The 24,045-nt window shown below is 38.5% G+C and carries 22 protein-coding genes; 16 read left to right on the forward strand and 6 right to left on the reverse strand.

Annotation, left to right across the window (positions count from 1 at the left end):
• Positions 1-30 precede the first annotated feature (30 nt).
• Entirely contained in the window at positions 31-2,100 is a 2,070-nt protein-coding gene (locus EM808_RS14800) for a transglycosylase domain-containing protein (RefSeq protein ID WP_127738974.1), read from the reverse strand.
• 377 nt (positions 2,101-2,477) lie between these two features.
• Between EM808_RS14800 and speE the strand changes: the two genes are divergently transcribed.
• The 4 genes from speE to argS all read left to right on the forward strand — a co-directional run bounded on the left by speE (position 2,478) and on the right by argS (position 6,595).
• Positions 2,478-3,305 carry a spermidine synthase gene (gene speE / locus EM808_RS14805; protein WP_127738975.1) on the forward strand — a complete coding sequence of 276 codons (828 nt, stop codon included), beginning with the start codon at positions 2,478-2,480 and terminating at the stop codon, positions 3,303-3,305.
• 95 nt (positions 3,306-3,400) lie between these two features.
• A complete protein-coding gene (gene speB / locus EM808_RS14810; RefSeq protein ID WP_127738976.1) occupies positions 3,401-4,273 on the forward strand; it encodes an agmatinase in 873 nt (290 codons plus the stop codon).
• Between the two features lie 214 nt (positions 4,274-4,487).
• Entirely contained in the window at positions 4,488-4,928 is a 441-nt protein-coding gene (locus EM808_RS14815) for a YwiB family protein (protein ID WP_225314744.1), read from the forward strand.
• Positions 4,925-6,595 carry an arginine--tRNA ligase gene (gene argS / locus EM808_RS14820; protein ID WP_127738978.1) on the forward strand — a complete coding sequence of 557 codons (1,671 nt, stop codon included), beginning with the start codon at positions 4,925-4,927 and terminating at the stop codon, positions 6,593-6,595. The genes EM808_RS14815 and argS overlap by 4 nt, the downstream gene beginning before the upstream one ends.
• 39 nt (positions 6,596-6,634) lie before the next feature.
• Here the strand turns inward: argS and EM808_RS14825 are convergent, their stop codons facing one another.
• Positions 6,635-7,789: an ABC transporter permease gene (locus tag EM808_RS14825; protein ID WP_127738979.1), complete on the reverse strand. Its 1,155-nt coding sequence runs from the start codon at positions 7,787-7,789 to the stop codon at positions 6,635-6,637.
• On the reverse strand, positions 7,779-8,531 hold the full coding sequence (locus tag EM808_RS14830; protein ID WP_127738980.1) for an ABC transporter ATP-binding protein: 753 nt from the start codon (positions 8,529-8,531) through the stop codon (positions 7,779-7,781). The genes EM808_RS14825 and EM808_RS14830 overlap by 11 nt, the downstream gene beginning before the upstream one ends.
• A gap of 231 nt (positions 8,532-8,762) precedes the next feature.
• On the opposite strand from EM808_RS14830, the gene EM808_RS14835 reads away from it, so the two are divergent.
• The 4 genes from EM808_RS14835 (at position 8,763) to EM808_RS14850 (ending at position 11,698) form a co-directional block, all read left to right on the forward strand.
• Complete coding sequence (locus tag EM808_RS14835; RefSeq protein ID WP_127738981.1) at positions 8,763-9,461, forward strand: LytR/AlgR family response regulator transcription factor; 699 nt, start codon at positions 8,763-8,765, stop codon at positions 9,459-9,461.
• A gap of 13 nt (positions 9,462-9,474) precedes the next feature.
• Entirely contained in the window at positions 9,475-10,455 is a 981-nt protein-coding gene (locus tag EM808_RS14840; RefSeq protein ID WP_127738982.1) for a sensor histidine kinase, read from the forward strand.
• Between the two features lie 75 nt (positions 10,456-10,530).
• Complete coding sequence (locus EM808_RS14845; protein WP_127738983.1) at positions 10,531-10,716, forward strand: XapX domain-containing protein; 186 nt, start codon at positions 10,531-10,533, stop codon at positions 10,714-10,716.
• Positions 10,717-11,311: 595 nt separating this feature from the next.
• Positions 11,312-11,698 (forward strand): hypothetical protein, encoded by a 387-nt coding sequence (locus EM808_RS14850; protein WP_127738984.1) that lies wholly within the window; start codon positions 11,312-11,314, stop codon positions 11,696-11,698.
• Between the two features lie 54 nt (positions 11,699-11,752).
• Here EM808_RS14850 and uvsE read toward each other — a convergent pair whose 3' ends face one another.
• A complete protein-coding gene (uvsE, locus tag EM808_RS14855) occupies positions 11,753-12,709 on the reverse strand; it encodes a UV DNA damage repair endonuclease UvsE (protein WP_127738985.1) in 957 nt (318 codons plus the stop codon).
• Between the two features lie 27 nt (positions 12,710-12,736).
• Positions 12,737-13,936: a cardiolipin synthase gene (gene cls, locus EM808_RS14860; RefSeq protein ID WP_127738986.1), complete on the reverse strand. Its 1,200-nt coding sequence runs from the start codon at positions 13,934-13,936 to the stop codon at positions 12,737-12,739.
• Between the two features lie 352 nt (positions 13,937-14,288).
• Between cls and rpoE the strand changes: the two genes are divergently transcribed.
• Together rpoE and EM808_RS14870 are read left to right on the forward strand one after the other, a co-directional pair.
• Positions 14,289-14,879: a DNA-directed RNA polymerase subunit delta gene (gene rpoE / locus EM808_RS14865; protein WP_127738987.1), complete on the forward strand. Its 591-nt coding sequence runs from the start codon at positions 14,289-14,291 to the stop codon at positions 14,877-14,879.
• A 304-nt stretch (positions 14,880-15,183) separates the two neighbouring features.
• Positions 15,184-16,788, forward strand: a complete 1,605-nt coding sequence (locus EM808_RS14870; protein WP_127738988.1) for a CTP synthase — start codon at positions 15,184-15,186, stop codon at positions 16,786-16,788.
• Between the two features lie 45 nt (positions 16,789-16,833).
• On the opposite strand, the gene EM808_RS14875 is transcribed toward EM808_RS14870, so the two are convergent.
• Positions 16,834-17,367 carry a DUF2529 domain-containing protein gene (locus EM808_RS14875; RefSeq protein ID WP_127738989.1) on the reverse strand — a complete coding sequence of 178 codons (534 nt, stop codon included), beginning with the start codon at positions 17,365-17,367 and terminating at the stop codon, positions 16,834-16,836.
• A 306-nt stretch (positions 17,368-17,673) separates the two neighbouring features.
• Here EM808_RS14875 and EM808_RS14880 point away from each other — a divergent pair, with 306 nt between their 5' ends.
• The 6 genes from EM808_RS14880 (at position 17,674) to EM808_RS14905 (ending at position 24,038) form a co-directional block, all read left to right on the forward strand.
• Entirely contained in the window at positions 17,674-18,036 is a 363-nt protein-coding gene (locus EM808_RS14880) for a response regulator (protein ID WP_127738990.1), read from the forward strand.
• Between the two features lie 319 nt (positions 18,037-18,355).
• Positions 18,356-19,213 (forward strand): class II fructose-bisphosphate aldolase, encoded by an 858-nt coding sequence (locus tag EM808_RS14885; RefSeq protein ID WP_127738991.1) that lies wholly within the window; start codon positions 18,356-18,358, stop codon positions 19,211-19,213.
• Positions 19,214-19,853: 640 nt separating this feature from the next.
• Positions 19,854-21,140 (forward strand): UDP-N-acetylglucosamine 1-carboxyvinyltransferase, encoded by a 1,287-nt coding sequence (locus EM808_RS14890; RefSeq protein ID WP_127738992.1) that lies wholly within the window; start codon positions 19,854-19,856, stop codon positions 21,138-21,140.
• A 388-nt stretch (positions 21,141-21,528) separates the two neighbouring features.
• Positions 21,529-22,806 carry a transcription termination factor Rho gene (gene rho / locus EM808_RS14895; RefSeq protein ID WP_127738993.1) on the forward strand — a complete coding sequence of 426 codons (1,278 nt, stop codon included), beginning with the start codon at positions 21,529-21,531 and terminating at the stop codon, positions 22,804-22,806.
• 196 nt (positions 22,807-23,002) lie between these two features.
• Entirely contained in the window at positions 23,003-23,215 is a 213-nt protein-coding gene (rpmE, locus tag EM808_RS14900; RefSeq protein WP_127738994.1) for a 50S ribosomal protein L31, read from the forward strand.
• Positions 23,216-23,423: 208 nt separating this feature from the next.
• The gene (locus EM808_RS14905; RefSeq protein ID WP_127738995.1) at positions 23,424-24,038 is read left to right on the forward strand and encodes a thymidine kinase; all 615 of its coding nucleotides are present in this window, start codon (positions 23,424-23,426) and stop codon (positions 24,036-24,038) included.
• Positions 24,039-24,045: the final 7 nt, after the last annotated feature.

Raw genomic sequence — 24,045 nt, forward strand, 5'->3', positions numbered from 1 at the left:
TCACCGTGAAGTGAAGGCTGTTTCTTTTTATTACCAATGGAAAATTCGTTTATACCATGGTAGCTTCTCAATTTGCTTTTCTCCGTTGTTATCGGTCGGGTTCGATGACTCATTTTTAGGGAGGTCATCACAATATTGAGTCGGAACCTTATCCTTAGTGAAATACATCAGTCTTTTTGGTGAACAGTCCTCTGTCGCAAGCTTCCCGCTTTTCGGATCAATATAAGCAGCGGCAGTTCCCTTAGTTGGTTTAAAGCCAGCTATTGGTTGCTCCTTAAGGCTGTTTTCCATAAATTTAACCCAAACCTTTTTGGCATAAGTTTTATCGGCTGAGATGGTAATTGGGCTACCTTCATCGTAGCCTGTCCATACAGCAGAGACGAGCTGCGGTGTATAGCCAATCATCCAGCTGTCAGATTCAGTTGTTCCTGATTTTCCAGCGTAAATTCTCGTGATATTATTTAAGATGGTACTGCCAGTTACGCTTGCATAGCCATTTAAATTTTTGTCAAACATCCCTGTCATCATGGAATTCATGATGAATGCTAAATCTTCATCCAAAACCTGCTCTTTTTCTTGTTTACTTCTATAAATCAATTGTCCGTCTGCTGTCTCAATTTTCGTAATGAACACCGGTGAAGTTTTATTGCCTCCATTTGCCAGCATGCTGTATGCGTTAGCCATATCGACGACCTTCACATTGGATGTTCCTAATGCCAAGGAAGGAACGACCTGCATCGGTGTCGACAGTCCAAACCTTTTAGCTGTGTCTGCCAACACATCCATTCCTAGAAATAAATGTGTCTTCACTGCGTATACATTATCTGATAAAGCCAGCGCTTGGGCCATCGTGATATTTCCATCCGCATACTTATTGTTAAAATTATGAGGAATATATGGATCACGGCCATCCTCAAAACGGAAGGTCGTTTTTTCACTGCTCATCATCGTCACAGGCGTAAATCCATGCTCTAATGCCGCATAGTAAAGAAGCGGCTTAATAGTAGAGCCAGGCTGACGGGCAGCCTGTGTTGCCCTGTTGAAGGAGCTTTCGCTGTAATCCCGGCCACCAACCATCGCTTTGACATAACCGTTGCTTGGATCCATTGCAACAAATCCAACTTGGATTTTACTCGTATCACTTATTTCACTTTTGACTGTATCTTCTGCTATTTTTTGCTGCTTCGTATTTAAGGTTGTGTATACACGCAACCCGCCAAGCTGAATGCTCCGATCGTCCATATTCATCTCTGTCTTTAAGATGTTTTTCACGGCATCCTGAAAGTAAGGTGCTGTTTCAGCACTTGAGATTGGGAATTCTCCTGTAAACTTAAGCTTTTCTGTCACTGCTGCCTGCATATCCTTTTCATTGATATAGCCGTTTTCCATTAAGGAATGAAGAATAATTCCTTGCCTCTTCTTGGCGTTTTCAGGTGATACTAGCGGAGAGTAGACACTCGGCCCTTTCGGTATACCTGCGAGCATCGCTGCCTCGCCTAATGTCAGCTCTGATGCTGGTTTACCAAAGTAATATTGGCTAGCGGCTTCCGCACCATAGGCACCATGACCATAATAGATGGTATTAATATAGCCCTCAAGGATCTCCTGCTTTGTATAGAACATCTCAAGCCTTATTGTATAAAAGGCTTCAGAAAGCTTCCTTTTCCATGTCTTTTCATGCTCTAAAAAAAGATTTCTAGCATACTGCTGTGTGATAGTACTTGCACCCTGCACCTTTGCCATTGCCTTTATGTCAGCAAGCATAGCCGCAGCAATGCGTTTATAATCAAAGCCATGATGGTCATAGAAGCCCTTGTCCTCTATGGAAACTGTCGCATTGATTAAATCTGGACTTATTTCCTCAATCGGAACCCAGTATCTCTTTTGTCCACTGTTGCTCTCACCGATAATCGTCCCATCGTCAGAATAGTAAATGGTTGACTGGGAAACAGTTAAAGGCGGTGCACCCAAAACCTTCGCATAGATAAGAACCCCTGCAAAACCAATGCTGAAAATAAACGCGGCGAGTATTGCCAGGATGACAATCAGCCTGATATATTTGGCTGAATTTTTCAGGCGATCTTTTGCAATGACTTCCATTTACAATACACCTCCAAGTGTCCTGTCCTATTTATGATAGATGTCATATTTTTAAACTCCTATATTGAGGTTTTTCGGAATAATAGATAGCACTAGTATGTGAATAAGATTTACATTTTAAACCTTTTATAGCGGAGCTAGTAAATTTTTCTTGCTTTTTAGCGAATTTACTCTATACTTTTTTTCGTGTTTGTTATTTATTTGTTTGGGAAGTATATAGGGTAAATGGGTAATTAATCCTTATAAATATATGCTTTTTGCGTATGTGCCTGTCCCAATTGTTAGGATTACTTTATCAATATGGTCGATACTATCAATAGTCAAAGCAGATTTCACACCCTTCTGCATAAGGGCAATTAAGAATGGAGGAAGCAAAGATGGGATTATGGTTTACAGAAAAACAAACAGATAACTTCGGAATTACGATGAAAATTAAACAAACATTACATACAGAGCAAACAGATTTTCAAAAGCTTGATATGGTCGAAACAGAAGAGTGGGGCAATATGCTCCTGCTAGATGATATGGTTATGACCTCTGTCAAGGACGAATTCGTATATCATGAAATGGTTGCACATATACCGTTGTTCACACATCCGAATCCGGAGAATGTGCTAGTGGTAGGCGGCGGAGATGGCGGTGTCATTAGGGAAGTGTTAAAGCATCCTAGTGTGAAAAAGGCTACTTTAGTAGATATTGACGGAAAGGTCATTGAATACAGTAAAAAGTTTCTGCCAGAAATAGCTGGAAAATTGGATGATCCTCGGGTTGAAGTTAAGGTTGGCGATGGTTTCATGCATATTGCTGAGAGCGAAAACGATTATGATGTCATTATGGTCGATTCTACAGAGCCTGTTGGGCCTGCAGTCAATTTATTCACTAAGGGATTCTATGATGGAATTGCAAAGGCATTAAAGGAGGATGGCTTATTTGTAGCCCAGTCCGATAATCCTTGGTTCAAAGCAGATCTTATCCGTGCTGTCCAAAAGGATGTTAAAGAGATATTCCCTATTACGAGACTGTATATCGCTAATATACCAACATATCCAAGCGGAATGTGGGCATTTACAATTGGTTCCAAAAAGTATGATCCACTTGAAGTGAAGGATGACCGTTTTCATGAATTAGAGACAAAATATTATACGAAGGAATTACACAAGGCTGCTTTTGTGCTGCCGAAGTTCGTAAAAGATTTAACAGAGTAGAAGGCTCCGCTAGAACTGCAGGAAGCTGTAATTCTAGCAGAGCTTAATATAAAAAAAGAAGTTAAGGGAATATCCCTAAAAGGAGTGGACAGATTTTGCGTTTTGATGAAGCATATCAAGGTAATACTTTTATAAAAAGTCACCAAAATTTTGAGGAAAGCAAGGCAGTTCTTTATGGAATGCCAATGGATTGGACAGTATCCTTCCGTCCCGGCTCAAGATTCGGCCCAACAAGGATTCGTGAGGTTTCAGTTGGTCTTGAAGAGTACAGCCCGTACTTAGACCGTGACTTAGCAGATGTTAAATACTTTGATGCTGGGGATATTCCATTGCCATTCGGAAACCCGCAAAAAAGCTTAGACATGATTGAAGAATTCGTGGATAAAGTATTGGCTGAAGGCAAGTTTCCACTTGGAATGGGCGGCGAGCATTTAGTTTCATGGGGTGTTTTCCAAGCGATGTACAAAAAATATCCTGACTTGGCAATTATTCATATGGACGCACATACAGATTTACGGGACGAATATGAGGGAGAGCCGTTATCTCACTCCACACCGATTAAAAAGGTTGCAAACCTAATCGGTCCAAAAAACGTCTACTCATTTGGAATCCGTTCAGGTATGAAGGAAGAATTCGAATGGGCAAAAGAAGTTGGTATGCATATCTCCAAATTTGATGTGCTAGAGCCGCTAAAAGAAATCCTGCCAACATTAGCAGGCAGACCAGTATACGTTACAATCGATATAGACGTATTAGACCCAGCACATGCACCAGGGACAGGAACAGTAGACGCAGGCGGAATTACATCAAAAGAACTACTTGCATCCATCCACGAAATTGCACGCTCAGAAGTAAATGTTGTAGGAGCAGACCTAGTGGAAGTAGCCCCAATCTACGATCCATCAGAACAAACAGCAAACACAGCAAGCAAACTAATCAGAGAAATGATCCTTGGTTGGGTAAAATAACTTAAAGCTAGAAGCTTTTGGTATAGATGAAATTAAGAGTTTTCTCTATAGATTTGTGTTTTCCATCTTGAAACCCGTTATTTATACGGGTTTTTTCTTTTCAACAAAAAGAACAGCAGATAACTTCATCTATATCCTTACATCATCTTGCACTTCCCATTTAAAAAATTTATACTTATTAAGTTATAGTTTAGAGGAAAAGGAAGTGTTACCGTTGTCTAACGGGCAAGCACCTATAAAAATACATGTGACCACCAACATATACAACGGAAGCTCGAAAGATAGTATCGAGTGGGTTGGATTTGGACAATACTTAGAAAAAGACGGAAGCAGCTATATTAAGTACGAAGAAGAAATAGAGGAAGGCACCATTAAAACGATTGTTAAAGTGTCTGGAAATGAAGGATTAATACTTCGCAGCGGAGCAGTGAAAATGCGATTGGCCTTTTTGTTGAACAAAAAGCGAAATGGCAGCTATGAAACTCCTTATGGTACTTTTCTAATGGTGACAGATACAAAGCGGCTAGGCATGGAAAAAGAAGCACATAGTCCATCAGGGCTTATTGATATATTGTATGATTTAAATACGAATGGCAATAAAAATGGAACCTATCATATGACAATTAATTTTAAGGAGGAGACAGTACAAGCATGAATATTGTAGATCAAATAAAAGAAAAACTGAAGGATGAAATTAAAGCAAGTGTTGTGAAGGCAGGTCTTGCGGAAGAGGCACAAATTCCAGAAGTAATCCTAGAATTACCAAAGGACAAGGCGCACGGGGACTATTCCACAAATATGGCGATGCAGCTGGCAAGAGTGGCAAAAAAAGCGCCAAGAGCAATTGCAGAAGCAATTATCGACAACTTTGACCAAACAAAGGCATCCATTGATAAAGTAGAAATTGCTGGTCCTGGATTCATCAATTTCTATATGAATAACAGCTACTTAGCAGACTTGATTCCGACAATCCTTGAAGCAGGCGATGCTTACGGAGAAACTAGCTTCGGAAATAAGGAAAAGGTGCAAGTTGAGTTTGTATCAGCAAACCCTACTGGAGATCTTCATTTAGGACATGCCAGAGGTGCTGCAGTTGGTGACTCTTTGTGCAATATTCTTGATAAAGCAGGTTATGATGTATCAAGAGAATATTATATCAATGATGCTGGAAACCAGATCAATAACTTAGCGCTATCTGTTGAAGCGCGTTATTTCCAAGCACTTGGTCAAGATAAGGAAATGCCTGCAGACGGCTACCATGGTGAGGACATCATTGGAATCGGTAAGAAGCTTGCAGAAGAATTTGGCGATAAATTTGTGCATGTAGAGGAAAAGGAACGTTTTGATTTCTTCCGTACATATGGACTTAAATACGAAATGGGCAAGCTAAAGCAAGACCTTGAGGATTTCCGTGTTCCGTTTGATGTGTGGTATTCAGAAACGTCTCTTTATGAAAATGGAAAAATTGATGTAGCATTGAACTCATTAAGAGAAAATGGCTATATTTACGAAGAGGATGGAGCAACATGGCTTCGTTCTATGGATTTCGGTGATGATAAAAACCGCGTGCTTATTAAAAATGACGGGTCTTACACATATCTGACTCCAGATATTGCTTATCATAAAGATAAATTGGAAAGAGGCTTTACAAAGCTTATCAACGTTTGGGGTGCTGACCACCACGGCTATATTCCGCGTATGAGAGCAGCTATCCAAGCATTAGGCTATGATAGGGATGCTTTAGAAGTCGAAATCATCCAGCTTGTTCATCTGTACAAAAACGGCGAAAAGATGAAAATGAGCAAACGTACAGGTAAAGCAGTTACAATGAGAGACTTAGTGGAAGAAGTAGGATTGGACGCAACACGCTACTTCTTTGCGATGAGAAGTGCTGACACACATCTTGATTTTGACCTTGATTTGGCTGTATCGCAATCAAACGAAAACCCTGTATACTATGCTCAATATGCACACGCACGTATTGCGAGCATTTTAAGACAAGGGAAGGAACAAGGGATTGAGCTAGATAATAATCTTGATGTTTCCCATATTACTGCAGAAAAGGAGTTCGACCTATTAAAGAAATTAGGGGAATTCCCACAAGCAGTAACAGAAGCAGCAGCGAAACGAATGCCTCACCGCATCACAAATTATATCTATGATTTAGCATCAACATTCCATAGCTTCTATAATGCAGAAAAAGTATTGGACGCAGATAATATGGAAAGAACAAAAGCAAGATTGGCACTAATCCAATCAACAAAAATTACATTGAAAAATGCACTGCATCTTATCGGTGTTTCTGCGCCAGAGAAAATGTAATAAAAAAAAAGGATGGAAGCAATTCCATCCTTTTTTCTATTAATTCATCACCCATTTATCCTTCAAAAACATGATTCTGCCGATAAAGAACACAACTACTAATACAATAAGGTTACTTCCAATTGTGATAAAGAAATGCTCAAAGTTAGTTATTCCAAAGATCAGCTCTTTAAGCAGGGAATAAATATTCATAACAGGTATGGCGAAATGTTTGAACTCTAATTCGTTTATACCAACATTTGACATGAACATTAAAGGCAATATCGTAACCATCATAATTGGCGCACTATAGCTTTGTGATTCCTTAATTGTTTTGCCGATGATGCTAGTCAGCATAAGCAAGGAAGCGATAAACATGGAGTAAACAATTGTTAGCACAATTGCCAAGATAACACTTAAACCAAAATTATCCCCAATCTCAATAGCATTTTTAAGATTTTCTGTTAGGAAGGCTATTTCCAATACGACAACAAGCAATGTGATGATTCCTGTGACTGTACCTATTGTTGAAATTGTCAGCCATTTGGCAAATACAAGTGTAGAGCGGTTGACAGGAGTCATCAGTAATGCCTCCATTGTTTTCTTTTCCTTTTCCCCTGAAAAGAAATCAGCAGCAGAAGGTCCTGCTCCAACACTGATCGCGACAGCTAGAATAAGGGGAATGAGCATTGCCACAAGATTAATAGTCGGGTCCTCACTCAATTCTTCCTGTGTTATTGACAACGGCTTAATTGTATCAGCTTCAACGCCAAGAGCTTCTAATCTTTCTGAAACTATTATGCTCTCATATTGGGACAGAGCAGCTTGTGTAAGGGACATGAGTGTAGAGGAGCTTTGACTGAACGAATCCCCGATAATCGTCAATTCTGCATTTTGCTTTTCAGCTACAAGGTTGGCGAAATTATCATCTGTCAGTAAAGCAGCCTGGGCTTCTCCGTTTTGTAACGCTTCTTCCGGGTTCTTCTCTTCAACTAGCTCAATGCTGCTGTTGGCAAGCAAGGATGTTCTTATTTCTTCAGGTAGATTGGCAGCTACAGCAAGCTGATAGGATTCACCTTCGCCTTCGGAAACCAATTTTTCATAAAATAAAGTAAGTAATGTCATGATAATAATAGGTAAAAACACCGTTAATAATAATGTCCGTTTATCTCGAAAGGAATCCTTCAATTCTTTTAAATATATATTAAGAAACATGGGCATTTCCTCCTCTAACAAGTCTGCTCATAAAGATATAGTTCAAGTCATTGCTTCCTTCTTCTTTATATAAATTTTCAAGGCTGCCATGGTGGACAAGCTCACCTTTGTGCATCATAGCAACACTGTCACACAAAAGTGACACCTCCTCCATAATATGGCTCGAGAATATAATCGTTTTGCCGTCCTGCTTTAACTGGTGGACAAGCTGACGAAACACATTGGAAGAGGTAATATCAAGACCTGTCGTTGGTTCATCAAAAAGAATAATTTCTGGATTATGAATAAGTGTTCTAGCAATAGCCACTTTTTGGCGCATGCCTTTAGAGAAGTTGCCGACTTTTCGGTCAAGATAATCTCTCATTCCAAACATCCTTGCTAATTCATCAATCCGTACCCTTGTTTCATGTTTGCTGAGTCCGTATAAGCGGGCAAAGTATTCTAGATTTTCCCTTGCTGATAAGCGATCGTACAAACCTGTTTCACCACCGAATAATACGCCAATCTTTTGCTTTATTTCATTTGGATTTGTCTTCGTATCAAAACCAGAGACAGTGATAATCCCTTCTGTTGGCTGTAGTAAAGTAGCAATTGACCGGAGTAAGGTTGTTTTTCCTGCCCCATTTTCTCCTAATAAGCCGACCGTTTCTCCTTTCTTTATGTGGAAAGACACATGCTTTAATGCTGCTACATAAGTCTTTTTATCTTTAAATGTTTTCGATACCTTTTGTACTGTTATCATGGTTACCACTTCCTTCTTGTTATCTTTGTTTTTATCATACAGTTAAAGGATATGAGCGTCTGTACAGATGTCGCGAAAAGTCCATTTCCTGTCGTGAAAATGCTGTACAAGGGTGGGAAAGTCTCATTTTGGAGAACACCTTATATTTCCAATTTGTAACCAATAAGAGGGGAAACCATGATAAGATAGGGAAGGAAAGAAAATATCTGACAAAGGGAATGGGCAGATGAAATGAAAATCGGGTTAGTTGATGATAGGGCAATTGATTTAGATAAATTAATAGGTATCGTTTCTGCCATCCCAGAGGTAGAAATTGTATTTGCAACCTCTTCGGCAGAAGAGGCATATGAACAAATAAAAAAGGAAGCTATTTCTCTTCTCATCGCAGATATAGAAATGCCGAATCTTTCAGGATATGAGTTAGCTGACATTATTCACTCACATGCATTGAATATAAATGTTATTTTTGTAACGGGAAACAGCGGGTATGCCGTTCATGCCTTTGAGCTGAATGTTCATGACTATATTATGAAGCCTTATTCTAAAGACCGGCTTGTTCAGTCTGTTAAGAGGCTGATTGAAAAATCTCAGTCTGCAGAAATAGCCGGAAGAATTTATATAAAACAAAAGAATGATATACATATCATTTTAAAGAAGGACATTATTTTCATTGAGAGATCTGGAAGGTCTACAACAATCCATACGAAAACGGAAGCGATTAAGACATATCAGACACTTAATGAACTTGAAGGTGAATTAAGAGAGAGAGACTTCGTCAGATCACACCGCTCCTTTATTATTAATATCCACTGCATTAAAAGCTTTTCCTTGTATGCAAAAAATTCCTATACGGTGACATTTGAAGGAACGGAAGCAAAAGCAATGATTACAAAGGAAAAGGTCGAATTCATTCAAAATAATTATTTCTAAGGAGCAAAGAATTGTGAAGGCAAATCAACTTTATTGGATCATATTATGTACAGTTTCCGCCTTTCATATAGGATTGTTTTACTACGTCTTTCACTGGCATTTTTCCTTAGGGATAATGGCTCTCATACTGTTAGCAGGAATATGTCTAGTTTATAAACGGGGGAAAGCTCTGATAACTGAATTGGGATGGATGCTTCATGCTTTATTCTGGATTGTGCAAACAATTATTGCAGCAGTAGCACTAACTGTGAAGACAGAATGGCTGTGGCTTGTTTTTTTTCTGTTGTTCTGGGTTATTGAACTAATTAGAAATATGGTAACAGTTGAATTGTCAGAGGTGAGAAGGGAATTAGCACGCACTGATGGGGAAAGGGAAAAAATGAATGAGACGTTCCGAACGGTCAGAAGTGAACGCCATGATTTCCTGAAGCATATTGCTGCCATTCATTATATGGTCGAGAAAAATGAATTTAAAGAAGCATCAGCCTATTTGAATGTACTTGTTGATGGCTATAAGGAAACAAACCTCTCTATTAAGGGGGAAAGCGGTGCAGTTGCTGCTATCTTGCATCAGCATTATAGGAAAGCTCAAAAAGAAAATATAGAAGTAATTTATGATTTGGATGTGCCTATTTCTGTCATGCCAGTACCAGATAAAGAGCTTGTAGCTCTTATTGGCAATTTGCTTGAAAACAGTCTTGAGGCATGCCAAGAATGGCAAAAAGTCTATCACCAGCAAGCTTTTATCACATTGAATTTAGTGAAACGAAGTGGATTATATATATTAACTTTAAGAAATCGTACAATGCCCATCCCAGCAAGAATATTGGATCGGCTCTATATTCAATTCGGGAATTCAACAAAGACAGGTAGCGACAGGGGTATCGGAACAAAGGTAATTTATGAAATTGTGAAAAAACATCAAGGTATTTTGGATTTTGTTTATAAGGAAGAAGAATTTACGGTCAAGATTAAACTGCCAGCTATCCGCTGATTTAATTTATTTATGTGGTTTAAAGACGCCTTCTTTTCAAATAATAAGAGCATTATATGAAAAGGAAGGTTGTTTATGAAGTTACTTTTATTAGCACTTATAACCGGATTTTTGACAGGTTTTATCTTTGCTTTACTCAAGCTGCCAATACCAGCGCCAGGGGCATTGCCAGGGATAATCGGAATTGTTGGTATTTATGCAGGCTTTAAAGTGTATGTTAGCTTAGAGCCATGGATCTCTAGCTTGTTTACAAAGCACTGATAAAAGAAGGGGGCAGCATAATCGCTGCCTCTTTTTTGTACTGTCCGAGAATGTCTCGGCAGCAAATGCCATTGTATGCTTTTAATTATTGTGAGCTCGACTTCGCACAGAAAGCTTTCTAGATTCTAAACGAAGCTTTTGAGCTGATTTGTAAGAATTACACCGGTAATAGGCAGCACTACAGGCGAAATCTGTAAATCTTAAAATTTATTCTCACTGTTTTGCTATAACGAAAATATGTTAAACATAATAAGATTATTGGTAAGGGAAATCTATGAATCTCTAATAATATTGACAATATTCGTAACATTTAGCGCAAAGTATTTTAATTTAATCTTTTCCTTGTTATGGTGTACTTGTTAGAGCTTTTATTAGTTTCTAAAGTTGCGGTGGGTTAAGCTTTATTCTAACTTTTCATGTCTTTTTGTTATCTGCTATAAAGTGTTAATTAAGTTTGGGAATAAAACTTTCATCCTGCTATCACGTTTGTTTAATAAACGGTCACTGGTTTATCTAATTTTAACGAAACAGGTTTCCTGAAATGGAAGCTGATTTTAGGTAATGAAGAATTAACCAGGAAAGGAGTTAGAAGGAATTGAAGCTTGTTCAATATAATAATACAAACCTAGCCCTCTTTAAAACAAAAGCACAATTTAATCAGTCCGTAAGTGCATATAAACAATATATATCCGTTATGTCATTAAGACACGATATTCGTTACAAGATTTATAGAGTATTTAATTATTTAGCAACTGAAGCTCGGTCAAATTTAGGTGTTTTGTCAAAAGACAATAAACAAATATCCATGGATTTAGAAATCAGTACAAGAACCCTTTTAAAATATTATGAACGTTTAGTTAACCTGGGAATGTTAGAGCTAATTAATCTTAAAGATACGACAACATATATATTTATCATTAACCCAATTACCTTAAATAAGGCTGTGGATTTACCAATAATAACAATTAATGATGATATTTAAATGAGCTAAAACGAAAGAAGGAGGCAGCATCCTTGCTGTCTCCTTCCTTTAGAATTAATTCCATTCTAATGTGGCTCCACCGATTCTTTTAATCCCGCGAATTTTGCTTAAATCCTCAACAAGCTGTAAACAAGCTTGATCCTTCAGCTTTGCTTCAATCATGAAATCGACGTCCATTTGAAGAGGACGCAATAGCTGGATGAGTGGTTTGACAAACTCCGCGTTTACAAAATCTGCATGTGAGCGGAATGTCTTCTCTGATTTGGGAGAAGACAAATGGATTTTCGGAATAATTCCGCGGTGTTTCCAAGTTTCAAATATTGGCAATAGAAGTTCTTCTAGTGGTTTATCACATAAGTTTGCCATATGATGATGATAGTCAAAAACAAGCGGTATTGTTTCGTTTTGACATACTGTTAATGTTTCCTCAGTGTTATATGTTTTGTCATCATTTTCTAATGTCATTATCTTCTTAATATGCAATGGCAATGACTTGATATTTTCATAAAAGCGGATAAGTGTTTGCTCCTTGTCACCGTATGTGCCGCCAATATGAATGTTAATAACACTTCTATCCTCTACTCCCATTGCTTCTAGCATTTTGTAATGATATTCCATATCAATGACAGCATTCTTTGTTACTTCCGGTCTTGGCGAAGTGAATAATGTATATTGATTAGGATGAAAGCTGACTCGCAGACCATGATCCTTTACGAGTTGTCCAATTTCGGCAAACTCTTCCTTAAATGGGGTGAGATAATCCCACATAACATCAGGGTGTGTTGCTAGCGGAACAATGGAGCTCGACATGCGGTAAAGCATGATTTCATGCCCAATATTGTAATGCAATGCTCTTTTTGTGTTAATGAGATTTGTTTTTGTTATTTCCAGCAGCCTTTGTTTCCGTTCTTCATCAGGCAATTCTTTGTAACGTGCAAAGGTCATTGTTTTGGAGGGCGAAGCGTCCCAAAGGTTCGTCGCTGTGGAAACATATCCAAATCTGAATTTCATCTTCGTTCTCCTTTCCCTTTGGAAAATTTACAGCAGAGGTGCAAATATTCTGGCAATCCACTCTAGCAATACTGTTTTAGGTTTAGGCTTTTCTAAGTATTGAAGCGTGTATTTCTCTGATACGGCAATATCCTTAGCAACAATGCTGTTCATTTCTGTAATGAAGCTGGGTTCAAAAATACAGCAAACCAGTTCGTGGTTCAAGAAGATGCTTCTTTTATCAAAATTAGGAGTGCCGACAAGACAAATTTCATCATCTGCTGTAATAATCTTACCATGAAAAAAACCATGTTTATAATGATAAGCCCTTGCACCACCCTTTAACAGGGTACGTAAATAGGGAAAGGAGGCTTCCTTTACTAAAATATGATCAGGCTTTGTTGGCAATAACAGCGTGATTGTGACATTTCTGTCTTGGGCCATGCAAAGCTCTTTCATTATCCTTTTGCTAGGAATGAAATAGGGAGTGCCAATAAATAGTGTTTTCCGTGTATTGCGGATAAGTCCACAAAGGACATCCTCTAAATAGACTCCTTGGGTTGGAATAATCTGATGTCGGGCATTACCTTTAGGCTGTTCGGGAAAGTAAATTGGGTTTTGAAGCAGATTTGTTTTTGTAGCATCGGTCCAGTCGAATAAAAATTCGCGCTGCAGGTCATCGACACCCTCACCTGTCAATTTAAAATGGTAGTCTCTCCATGGACTTAATTTTAAATTGGCGTGAATATAATCTTTTCCAATATTAAAACCGCCAACATAGCTGACTTTTCCATCAATTATAGAAATCTTTCGATGATTTCTGACCTGCAAAGAATAGAAAAATGGCAGTGTTGGTTTATTGCAATAAGCAAACTCCACACCTGCTTCCTTTAACTTATTGCGGATTTTTTTTCTGATTTGAAAGCTTCCGAGGTAATCCAGCAACAGTCTTACCTCAATTCCATCCTGTGCTTTTCTTTCGAGAATTTCTAAAAACTGTGTGCTAATTGTATCTGCTTTTACAGTGTAAAATAATATATGTATATGCTTTTCGGCATTCTCCAGCTCTTGGAATAAGTCTGGAAAGAGGTCTTTTCCGTCGTTGAAGATTTGAAAGTTACTTTCTCGAAACGGATAATTTCTTCTCGTAACCTTTCGCTTAGTGATAGCTTTGCCTACAATGAAATCTATATAAAGTAAAAAGATAAGCAGTAACAAAACACCAATGATTATTAAAAAAGTATACATAGAAGTTCCCCCTTGAATATGTATTGTTTCCCGTTTTTCCTTATTCTATAAGAGAGTTGTTCAGACTTAAGGAACTTTCAGAAATTCCGTAGGTAATAAAGAAAAGAAAAGCTAAATAAACCTTAGCTAGAACTAGCATATTCACTAGAAAATTGTTTATAATGGAGAATATGTATTTTTTCTCTTTACTATGAAATGGAAACTGTATAAAATGAAACTCCATGAGGAAATAAATGTTAAGGCAGAAAGATTTCCGCTTGCATGCAGATTAAGATAATGCCTTTAATAAATGTGGTATAACTACATACAATCCAATTCGGATAAAGAGCAGATAGCGAAGGGAAGTGCCAAAATGAGTGTTGATAAGTTTACAAAAGAAGAATTAAATGAAATGTCATTAATTGAAATTGCATATGAACTATTAAATGGTGCAAAAACACCATATTCTTTCAATGAAATCGTGAAGGAAGTAAGCAGGCTAGTGGATTTATCTGAAGATCAAATCAATGATAGACTTGCACAATTCTATACAGATATTAATATCGATGGACGCTTTTTGTCATTAGGAGATAATCGTTGGGGATTACGTACATGGTATCCTGTTGATAAGTCAGAGGAAGATGTCGTTACAGTAACGAAGCCGAAGAAGAAAAAAGCGAAAAAAGCTACTGAAGATGATTTCGACGATTATGATGACAGCGTTGAAGAAGATTATGAAGAGTTTGATGATGATGATCTTGAGGACGATGATGATGTTGAAGATGAGGACGATTTGCTAGATGACGACCTTACTGAAGACGAAGACGAAGACGAAGAAAGCTTTGACGAAGATGCGGAAGATGGGTATGAAATCGACGAAGATGAGCTGGATGAGGATTTAGACGAAGAAGATGATGAAGAAGACGAGGATGAGTTTGAAGACGAGGATGAAGAAGATAAATAAGACCCTTGACTTTTAGATGCCTTGCTTGTAAAATCATTTTTGGGCTCCTTAAAAAAGGAACGAACTGATATTTGCTTAAATAGCGCTCCCCTTACTTGAAAAAGTAAGTGGAGCTTTTTTGTTTTTATAAAATGATTTTCAGGCCGCAGAACCTGTTTTAAAGGATTAGGACAGGGCGCTGAAAGGCTTTTTTATAAAAGTGGCTTTACAGCAATTGATTCACTCCCCTCGAAAAAAATATTCGAATATTTTTCTTTAAATAAAGACAAATATGCACAAACTTTAACTAAGGGGGATTATAAAAATGACAAAATATATTTTTGTTACAGGTGGGGTTGTTTCATCACTTGGAAAAGGAATTACTGCAGCTTCATTAGGAAGACTGCTGAAAAACCGTGGAGTGAGCGTAACCATTCAAAAATTCGATCCATATATTAACGTGGACCCGGGAACAATGAGTCCATATCAGCATGGTGAGGTTTTTGTTACAGATGATGGCGCGGAAACAGATCTTGACTTAGGACATTATGAGCGTTTTATTGACATTAACCTAACGAAATACAATAATGTCACAACAGGGAAAATCTACTCAACTGTGCTACGAAAAGAGCGCAGAGGAGACTATTTGGGAGGAACTGTTCAAGTTATCCCTCATATTACGAACGAGATTAAAGAAAGAGTATTCCGAGCAGGCCGTGAAACAAACGCTGATGTTGTTATAACGGAAATCGGGGGAACTGTCGGTGATATCGAGTCATTGCCATTCTTAGAGGCAATCCGCCAAATTAAAAATGATATCGGCAGAGAAAATGTAATGTATATTCACTGTACATTAGTGCCTTATATCAAGGCAGCTGGCGAAATGAAAACAAAGCCAACACAGCACAGTGTTAAAGAGCTTCGCAGCTTAGGTATTCAGCCAAATGTAATCGTAGTGAGAACAGAAAAGCCAATTTCACAAGATATGAAGGATAAGATTGCTCTATTCTGTGACATTGATACAAATTCTGTTATTGAATGTCAAGATGCAGATACATTGTATACAATTCCACTAGCACTTCAAGAACAACACTTGGATCAAATTGTTTGCGACCATCTTCATCTTAAGTGTGAAGAAGCAGATATGACAGAATGGATTGAGCTTGTTGATGTAGTCCGCAATCTGTCTAAAACAGTTAAGATTGCGCTTGTTGGTAAATATGTTGAGCTGCAGGATGCCTATATTTCTGTAGTAGAAGCATTAAAACACGCAGGCTACGCTTTTGATGCAGATATCGAAATTGAGTGGATTAATGCAGAGCACGTAACTTCTGAAAATGTAAAAGAGCTGTTGCAGCATGCAGATGGAATCCTTGTCCCAGGAGGATTTGGCGACCGTGGTGTTGAAGGAAAAATCATTACAACACAATATGCTCGTGAAAACAAAGTTCCATTCTTCGGAATTTGTCTTGGAATGCAAGTAGCTTCAATTGAGTTTGCTCGCAATGTATTAGGCTGGAATGGAGCTAATTCTTCTGAGTTGGATGAAAAAACTTCATACCCTGTTATCGACTTGCTGCCAGAGCAAAAGGATATTGAGGATCTTGGAGGAACTCTTCGTTTAGGTCTATATCCATGTAAATTAAAAGAAAACACAAAAGCATATGAAGCATACCAAGATGAGGTTATCTATGAAAGACATCGTCATCGCTATGAGTTCAATAACCAATATCGCCAAGAGATGGAAGACGCTGGTTTCGTCTTCTCAGGAACAAGTCCTGATGGCCGTCTAGTTGAAATTGTTGAGCTTAAGGATCACCCTTGGTTTGTAGCATCACAATTCCATCCAGAATTTATCTCAAGACCAACAAGACCACAACCACTATTCCGTGAGTTTGTAGGATCTTCCTTGCGTTTTTCTGAGAAATAAGCAATAAAAAAAAGCTAACCTTTTTGAAGGTTAGCTTTTTTGTGCTTACAATTCATATTCCTTAATAAATTCATCCAACGTAAACTTGATGCCATAATAGACAAATAAAGCAGCGATAGAAGCAGGATAACCGAAGCGATTGCCATCTTCATCAGGCAGCAGGCCTTTCGTCAATTTAAGGTCAATATGAACATCTGCAATGTCTTGTAATCCTTCTGAATCAGCAGAAATAATGGTACTTACAGACACAAAAGGAATATATTCTTCCGCAAGCTTCTTGGCTAAAGAAAGAACCTCCGAATCATCTGACGCTCGTGAGAACAATAAGAAGCGGTCATTTGGGCTAACATTATCAACAGAATGCTCCTCTGTCCATTCTTCTGCCCCTTGCAGCGGTTCAGCACTGTACAAGCTTTCAGAAACAACTGCTTTCATTTCATTAGTGGCATAAATGAAGATTTTTCCATCTCCGCCAAGTGCTTGAGCAAGTATTCTGGCACTATCCTCCATTGATTCTTCTTCCTTTTCGTGAAGTCTTTTAAATAAACCACTTAATTGAGTGGAGAACATTTTAAGCAATGTGAGGCACCCCCATATTTATTTTTACAATCTTATCCATTGATAGGGAAAGTTTGAGTGATTCAATAGTATTATAAGGAAACGGCAAGAAAAGGCAAAATTTATGCCTGTCAGCAGGAAAATATCAATAAAAAGTAGAAAGTTATTTATAGAGAAAAACTTTGTTATATAATGGATGTAATTGGGTCTATTGTCTAAAATAGTCTTTTTTGCTGTGTCGAATATCAGCAGCCGGTTATCAGATATAGGGGAACATCTTTTTCATTTGCAAAAAACAGAGAAAAATTAGGAAGGGTAGGGTCTAAAATGAAAGGGAAAATATTAATCGTGGATGACCAGTTCGGTATCAGAATTTTATTAAATGAAGTGTTTCAGAAAGAAGGCTACAAAACATTTCAGGCTGCAAATGGAGTGCAGGCACTAGAAATAGTGACACAAGAGGTTCCTGATTTGGTGCTTCTTGATATGAAAATCCCTGGAATGGATGGCATTGAAATATTAAAACGTATGAAAAAGCTTTACAAGGATATCCGTGTAATTATCATGACGGCATATGGTGAGCTTGATATGATTCAGGAAGCAAAGGATCTTGGTGCATTGACACATTTTGCGAAGCCTTTCGACATTGATGATTTGCGTGCGGCAGTAAAGGAATATATCGTCAGCTAAAGTATGGAACTAAACGGAGCCTTTTGGGGCACTTATACCTAGTAATTTTTACGAATACATATTAACTAAAAATTGGTAGAGCAAATTAATTGCTCTATCAATTTTTTGAATAAAACTAATTTTTTTATGACATTTTATAAAAAATGGTTGGATAGATAGCATTTCTCTACTTATTTTGGTATGATTACCTATGGAATTTAAAAGCTAATTGATTCGTTTTATTTTACTAGGGGTAATGTATACATATTCACAATTCTCTTTGGAGAATTTAATAAAGGTTACCTTGTAAAAACGACGATCATAATAAGGAGGAAGAAATATGCCTTTAGTTTCAATGAAAGACATGTTAAACAAAGCAAAAGCAGAAGGCTATGCTGTTGGTCAATTTAACTTAAATAACCTTGAGTTCACTCAAGCAATTCTTCAAGCTGCAGAAGAAGAAAAATCTCCAGTTATCCTTGGGGTATCTGAAGGTGCTGCTCGTTACATGGGTGGTTTCACAACTGTAGTTAAGATGGTAGAAGGTTTACTTGTAGACTATAAAATCACTGTTCCAGTTGCTATTCACTTGGATCACGGTTCAAGCTTCGAAAAATGTAAAGAAGCTATCGACGCTGGATTCACTTCCGTTATGATCGATGCTTCTCACCACCCATTTGAAGAGAACGTTGAAACAACTAAAAAAGTTGTTGACTATGCTCATTCAAAAGGTGTTTCAGTTGAAGCTGAGCTTGGAACTGTTGGCGGACAAGAAGATGATGTTGTAGCTGAAGGCGTAATCTACGCTAATGCACAAGAGTGTGTTGAGCTTGTTAAACGCACTGGCATCGATACTCTAGCTCCAGCACTTGGTTCTGTACACGGACCATACAAAGGTGAACCAAACCTTGGTTTCAAAGAAATGGAAGAAATCGGTAACCTTACTGGTCTTCCACTAGTATTGCACGGAGGAACTGGAATCCCAACAAAAGATATCCAAAAATCTGTTTCTCTTGGTACAGCTAAAATCAATGTTAACACGGAAAACCAAATCGCTTCTGCTAAAGCAGTTCGCGAAACATTGGCTGCTAAACCAGAAGAGTACGATCCACGTAAATACTTAGGACCAGCTCGTGACGCTATTAAAGCAACTGTTATTGGCAAAATCAAAGAATTCGGTTCTTCAAACAAAGCGTAATATAACATAAATGATCGAAACCGTCCTTAATGGGCGGTTTCCGTTCATTTACTGTATTTTAGAAAGTCAGTCGAATAAACAGACATATTGTCGGTTATGATGTATAAAGAATGATAATTCCCCATTTGAAGACTGGCTGAAGCTGCTTAAAGGAACAAGACAAGCAGTCCCCATCTGGACTAGACTAAAAGCACCTTTATGTTCAACACATCCAGTATTCTAGTTATCAAGCTTCTATTGAAAAAACACCCAGATTTTTATTGATTATTAATTTCACCGTTCGCAAATTAGACTTGGCGATATTAATTTTGATACTACTTGAGATTTATTAGCCAAATTGGGAATACCCAATTGTCCTTAAATGTTAATTGGACATGCTTTTGCCCTTCTAAACATTGTGCATGTGCTAGCACTTTTCCTATCTTCCTTAAATTTTGGTATAATAATTGAATTAGTAGGAACTCATAATTGATATTACATTCAAGACTTAAGTCAATTTTTATATTCCTGTAAACAGGGAAGTTAGCAAAGCAGTACTTGCCCAAATGAAAAGGGGCCGCAAAACGGCTAAGTAATTTCGGATAATACGAAAATTACATAATTAAGTACACGCATTGCTTGGCTTAGAAGGGAGTTAGAAATGGAAAAACTTATGATTGCAGGTGGATCACCATTAAAAGGTACGGTACGCATTAGCGGAGCAAAAAACAGTGCAGTTGCGCTGATACCAGCCACTATTTTAGCAGAATCTCCAGTGACCATTGAGGGATTGCCTGACATTTCTGATGTACACATATTGAAAGGGATTATGGAGGAATTAGGAGGAAGTGTTTCATTCTCTGATTCTGATATGACGATTGACCCGACTTCTATGATTTCCATGCCTATGCCAAATGGTAAGGTCAAAAAGCTGCGTGCTTCCTATTACTTAATGGGAGCAATGCTAGGCAGATTTAAAAAAGCTGTAATTGGATTGCCTGGGGGCTGCCATTTAGGTCCAAGGCCTATTGATCAGCATATAAAAGGATTTGAAGCATTAGGAGCTCAAGTGACAAATGAACAGGGAGCCATTTATCTAAGAGCTGATGAGCTGAGGGGAGCCAGAATCTATCTCGATGTGGTGAGTGTAGGGGCAACTATTAATATCATGCTTGCGGCTGTAAGAGCAAAAGGCAGAACAATTATTGAGAATGCCGCTAAAGAGCCAGAAATCATCGATGTTGCTACATTGCTGACTAATATGGGGGCTAAGATTAAAGGTGCAGGAACGGATGTTATTCGAATAGATGGTGTCGATCGGTTAGATGGCTGCCGTCATACAATTATCCCTGACCGAATTGAGGCAGGAACGTATATAATTATTGGCGCAGCGGTCGGTGATGGAATACTGATTGACAATGTTATACCACAGCATTTAGAATCTCTTATCGCAAAATTAAGGGAAATGGGTGTGCATATAGAATCAAGTGGTGATCAAGTATTTGTCAGCTCCAATCCTGATTTGAAGCCAGTGGATATTAAAACCCTTGTTTACCCAGGATTCCCGACAGATTTACAGCAGCCGTTCACATCGCTTTTAACAAAAACAAACGGTACAAGCATGGTAACGGATACAATATACAGTGCCCGCTTTAAGCATATTGATGAACTGAGAAGGATGAATGCCACGATTAAAGTGGAAGGAAGATCGGCAATTATCAATGGACCTGTTCATCTGCAAGGAGCACGCGTTAAGGCAAGTGATTTAAGAGCTGGAGCAGCATTGGTAATTGCAGGATTGATGGCAGATGGCATCACTGAAGTTACTGGTATTGAGCATATTGACAGAGGATATGGACAGCTTGTAGAGAAGCTGAAGGGCTTAGGAGCTTCTATCTGGCGTGAAGGAATGACCCAGGAAGAGTATGAACAGATAAAAAATGGTTGATAGTGAAGTGATATCAGGGTGGAATAATGGGTGCTGCTAATCTTAATGGACCCCTTCTGTAAGTGGAGGTGCTTTAAAGCGAGGTCAGCCTCATTCTGCCCGTTTTATCTTATGTTGATATTCCAAGAAAACGGATTCTTTTCCTTTTAAATTGTAGTTGCATATCAACGATTAGATTAGGTAAAATAGAGATTGCTTTTATGCAAAAAAACTTCTTAACATGCGGGAGTGCGGGAATTAATACTATACTTCATTAACTATACACATCTTATAGTTTTTTTCTTCTTCAAACACGTAACGCCTCAAAAAAAATGAATACATTCCTTTCCAAATACAAATTTCGCTAAATGGTAGGAATAACTGAAAATGAAAAAAGAGTGGTGGCAAAATGGGATTGAACATATCTAGTTTGGAAAATATGAAATTAAAAGAGCTATACGAATTGGCTCGTGAATATAAAGTAGCTTATTACAGCAAGTTGACAAAAAAAGAGCTTATATTCTCTATCTTGAAAGCGAGAGCCGAGCAGGAAGGGTATTTCTTCATGGAAGGTGTTCTGGAGATTATCCAATCAGAGGGCTTTGGCTTCTTGAGACCGATTAACTATTCACCTAGTTCACAGGATATCTACATATCAGCTTCCCAAATCAGAAAATTTGATTTGAGAAATGGGGATAAGGTTTCAGGTAAAGTGCGTCCGCCTAAAGAGAATGAGCGATACTTCGGCTTGCTGCAAGTGGAAGCAGTAAATGGCGATGATCCGGCAACAGCAAAGGAAAGGGTTCATTTTCCAGCGCTAACGCCATTATATCCAGACATACAGATGAAGCTAGAGACAACACAAAAGTATGCTTCTACACGTATTATGGATGTACTTGCACCTGTCGGCTTTGGGCAGCGTGGATTAATTGTTGCGCCTCCAAAGGCTGGTAAAACAATGCTTATCAAGGAGATTGCCAACAGCATCACAACGAATCATCCGGATGCGGAGCTTATTGTCCTTTTAATTGATGAGCGACCAGAGGAAGTAACGGACATCGAAAGATCTGTAAGCGGGGATGTTGTAAGCTCCACTTTTGATGAGGTTCCAGAAAACCATATTAAAGTTGCTGAGCTTGTTTTGGAAAGAGCAATGCGTCTTGTGGAGCATAAGCGTGATGTTGTTATCCTGATGGACAGTATAACTAGACTTGCGAGGGCATACAATCTTGTAATTCCTCCAAGTGGTAGAACGTTATCAGGAGGGATAGACCCTGCTGCTTTCCATCGTCCAAAACGCTTCTTCGGTGCAGCACGTAATATTGAAGAAGGCGGTTCTTTAACAATCCTTGCAACTGCATTGGTGGACACAGGTTCTCGTATGGATGATGTTATTTATGAGGAATTTAAGGGTACAGGTAATATGGAGCTTCATTTAGACCGCTCTCTTGCAGAAAGAAGAATTTTCCCTGCGATTGATATTCGCCGTTCTGGTACGCGTAAAGAGGAACTTCTTATACCGAAGGAACACTTGGATAAGCTATGGGCCATTCGCAAGTCCATGTCTGATGCTCCTGACTTTGCAGAACGTTTCTTACGTAAGCTAAGACAAACAAAGTCTAACGAAGAATTTTTCGCTGTATTGTCTGATCAGATGAAGGCAGGAACTGCTGCGAAGCGTTCTTAATTGCTGTTAAGTGAATTCAAAACTTGGGAAAAATTTCATGATTCAAGATGAGGAAATGAAGTTGCAAAAAGCCCATGTACTTGTTATAATGATGACAGTGTGTTTTTGAAATAATAATGCATGGGAAAAAGCATTGTCCAAGCATTATTCTATAACTCTGTTTCGAAAGTTGCAGGGCGGAAGGAGATGAAAAGGAATGAAAGCAGGAATTCATCCAACTTATAATGAAATTACGGTAAAATGCGCATGTGGCAACGAGTTCACAACTGGTTCTGTTGCAAAAGAGATGAAAGTTGAAACTTGCTCTGAGTGCCATCCGTTCTATACTGGACGTCAAAAATTCGCTGAAGCTGGCGGACGTGTTGACCGTTTCAACAAAAAATACGGCATCAAAACGCAACAACAATAATCAATCCAAAGAACAGGCAAGAATGTTTCATACCTTGCCTGTTCTTTCTTTATGATAATCCTGCGGACTAAGAGGGTGTTTAAGAATACAAGAAACTGAAATACGGATTTTTTGTATTCTTAAGCGTCTTCTATTAGTACATGAACGCTACAGTCGCTTTGCTAACTTAGTAAAGGACATGTTTTTGGAGGAAGGAAGGAGAGGTTTCATGTATGTGATGAAACATCATGGATGGGTAGAGGTTATTTGCGGAAGTATGTTTTCCGGTAAATCTGAAGAGCTTATCCGACGAGTTAGAAGAGCCCAATTTGCTAAACAGAACATTGTTGTGTTTAAGCCTAAAATAGATAATCGTTACAGTGAGGAAGCTGTTGTCTCACATAATGGTTCTACAACAGTTGCTGTCCCAATCAGCAACTCCTCAGAAATCTTTGAATATGTGAAACCAGATGTTGAAGTGGTTGCCATTGACGAAGTCCAGTTTTTTGATCCGGAGATAGTGGCGGTTGTCCAGCATTTAGCCAATAGCGGCTATAGAGTTATCTGTGCAGGATTGGATCAGGACTTCCGTGGTGAGCCATTTGGAAGAATGCCTGAACTTATGGCGATTGCAGAGTTGGTGACAAAGCTGCAGGCAGTTTGTGCTGTATGTGGTTCACCGGCAAGCCGTACGCAGCGACTAATTGACGGATCGCCAGCATCGTATGATGACCCAATCATACTTGTCGGTGCTTCTGAATCGTATGAGCCTAGATGTCGTCATCATCATGAAGTACCTAAATCACCTTCACTGAAAGAAATCAACAGTACTTCGATAAAATGACTGTATG

The organism is Niallia taxi (genome assembly GCF_004005475.1).
Lineage (GTDB): Bacteria > Bacillota > Bacilli > Bacillales > Cytobacillaceae > Niallia > Niallia taxi.